Below are 2,405 nucleotides of genomic sequence, written 5' to 3'. Positions count from 1 at the left end.
CTCTTAAAAGATATACACTTAAACTCAAAATAATAGTAGAAACTACGACTTTACAATCAATATTTTTTGTTTGCACTTTATATAAATTGATATGTCTCCATCTTAATTCTAGGAGTAAATTATTGCTTTTTTAATCCCCCCACTCATTCTTTTCTCAAATCCTCCAAAATGGATTTGAGAAATTAGGGAACTATAATGTCGTATGAACATATAGTAAGGGGGATAAAAAGTGGACAATGAGATGAATTATGGAAGTGATTATAAGTTTATTCCAGCAACTTCAATTGAAAGTGGTCATGGCCTCGAAGTATTACCTGATTTATTTTGTTACACGATTCAAATCGTCAATATATGCTTTGTTGGAAATCCTCAGACCAATGATTTTGTTTTAGTTGATGCTGGAATGCCTAAATGTGCAAATGAAATTATCTCTATCGCTGAAGATCGATTTGGTACCAATAGTCGCCCAAAAGCAATTATTTTAACTCATGGGCATTTTGATCATGTTGGAGGAATAATTGAACTCATTAAATATTGGGATGTTCCAGTCTATGCCCATCAAATGGAGATACCGTTTTTGACTGGACAACAAAGCTATCCAGAACCAGACCCTACAGTTGAAGGTGGTATGGTAGCGAAAATGTCTCCCCTGTTCCCTAATGAACCGATTGATTTAGGAAATAGCGTAAAAGCACTACCTACCGATGGAACTGTTCCCCATATGCCAGAGTTTAGATGGATTCATACATCAGGGCATACTCCTGGGCATATTTCATTATTCAGAGAGAAAGACCGAACTTTAATTGCTGGGGACGCTTTTGTTACAGTGAAACAGGAGTATCTGTATAAAGTAATAACTCAAGAACAGGAAATAAGCGGACCCCCTCGTTATTTAACAACAGATTGGAAAGCAGCTAAAGAATCAGTCATTAAATTAGAAGAATTAAAGCCTCTAGTCGCTATTACTGGACATGGGATACCAATGTCAGGTGAATTGCTATCAACAAGCCTCAAAACACTCGTTCAAGAATTTGATAAAATTGCTGTACCTGATTACGGAAAATATATAAATAAAAAGATGCATTAAATGCGGAAATACTTTGTTTATTTTTATATTAATGAATCAAAACACCAACGAATATTAAGTTTAATATGAAAAAACACTGTACTTAGGCAACATCTCTATTATAAGAATGGAACTACCCTTTATGAATAAAGCTCGATATTCCGCAAATACTATCCATAGTATAAGCCTGCTTCTTACCCAGGTTGTACTTCTTACCATTAAGGGGTGATTAAAACGGGTTACGCTATATAAAAGCATAATCCGTTTTTAATGAAATATTGTATTTCATATACGTTTAAACAATGGAGGAAAATGATGAAACATATTGTTGCCTTATTAATTAAATACACAGCGATAACTGCAGTATTGCTAATCATGCTCAGTATCTTTCAAGGCATTTCAATTCCTAGAGTATTACTAATTTCTCTTTTTCTTACGGGAGCTGCCTATTTAATCGGAGACCTCTTCATTTTACCTAAATACGGAAATATGATTGCTACAATGGCAGATTTCGGCTTAAGCTTTTTCGGAACTTGGTTACTAACATCCTTGTTTACTAATTTAGATGCTACTCGTAACATTGGACTTTCTTCATTTATAGCCGCTTTAATTATTGGTGGAACAGAAGTTTTCTTCCATATTTATATGAAGAGGTTAGTGCTACGTAACGACGATGAATTAAAAAATCGCAAGCATATTCATCATGATAAATATGCTATGGAAATATCAGATGAATATATAGATTCTTCCACAATAAATAAATCCAAGCTTGAGGATACATCTAAAAAATAAAAAAGTGGCCAATGCCACTTTTTTATTTTTGTTTATTAAGCTTGATCTGAATTTCTTACATGTAACGGAGGTGGAACTACCCATCCTTTTTTCTTACTTAAACGTAGCAAAGTTACACCTGCCTGCGCTTTTTTCATATGAAATTGGCCAAATAACATCCCTACATCTTCGCGAAGGCATTTTCCCATCACTTGACTACATGTCACAAGTCCAGCTGCTAGCCCTGCAGAAACAGCAGCAGCAATTTCAACATCATTAATACGCGCTCCCGGAGGAATATCTTCAATAGATGCAACTGGTCGTTCTGGAGGAGCAGGCGGTAATGCTACACCATTAATCTTTAAAAGAGCTTTTAATTCTTCTATTTCCGAATTCATATCATTTTCAATTAAGCCTTCTAAAAACTTCTTCAAATCTTCATCACCTGTATGATTCATAAATACTTGATGACTTGCAATTGCCCCCTGTGCAGCAAGAAGATAGCTCCAAATGTCAAATACTTCACCGTAATGTAACGGTTCATTTTGAGGATTTCCACTTAATATAC

General features: G+C 34.9%; 3 protein-coding genes. 2 read left to right on the top strand and 1 reads right to left on the bottom strand.

Annotated elements, in window-relative coordinates:
• Positions 1-229: 229 nt before the first annotated feature.
• Together GBN78_RS29410 and GBN78_RS29405 are read left to right on the top strand one after the other, a co-directional pair.
• Positions 230-1,087: an MBL fold metallo-hydrolase gene (locus GBN78_RS29410; RefSeq protein WP_000368293.1), complete on the top strand. Its 858-nt coding sequence runs from the start codon at positions 230-232 to the stop codon at positions 1,085-1,087.
• A 294-nt stretch (positions 1,088-1,381) separates the two neighbouring features.
• Entirely contained in the window at positions 1,382-1,858 is a 477-nt protein-coding gene (locus GBN78_RS29405) for a YndM family protein (protein WP_000680669.1), read from the top strand.
• A gap of 35 nt (positions 1,859-1,893) precedes the next feature.
• On the opposite strand, the gene GBN78_RS29400 is transcribed toward GBN78_RS29405, so the two are convergent.
• The gene (locus tag GBN78_RS29400; RefSeq protein WP_226798512.1) at positions 1,894-2,403 is read right to left on the bottom strand and encodes a DUF3231 family protein; all 510 of its coding nucleotides are present in this window, start codon (positions 2,401-2,403) and stop codon (positions 1,894-1,896) included.
• Between the last annotated feature and the right edge of the window lie 2 nt (positions 2,404-2,405).

Source organism: Bacillus sp. B2-WWTP-C-10-Post-4 (assembly GCF_009183805.1).
GTDB classification, from domain to species: Bacteria; Bacillota; Bacilli; order Bacillales; family Bacillaceae_G; genus Bacillus_A; species Bacillus_A cereus.
This window is presented reverse-complemented; position numbering and strand designations above follow the sequence as displayed.

Excerpts from the sequence above, each read along its gene's own strand:
- GBN78_RS29405 (WP_000680669.1), top strand. The coding sequence starts at position 1,382 with ATGAAACATATTGTTGCCTTATTAATTAAATACACAGCGATAACTGCA.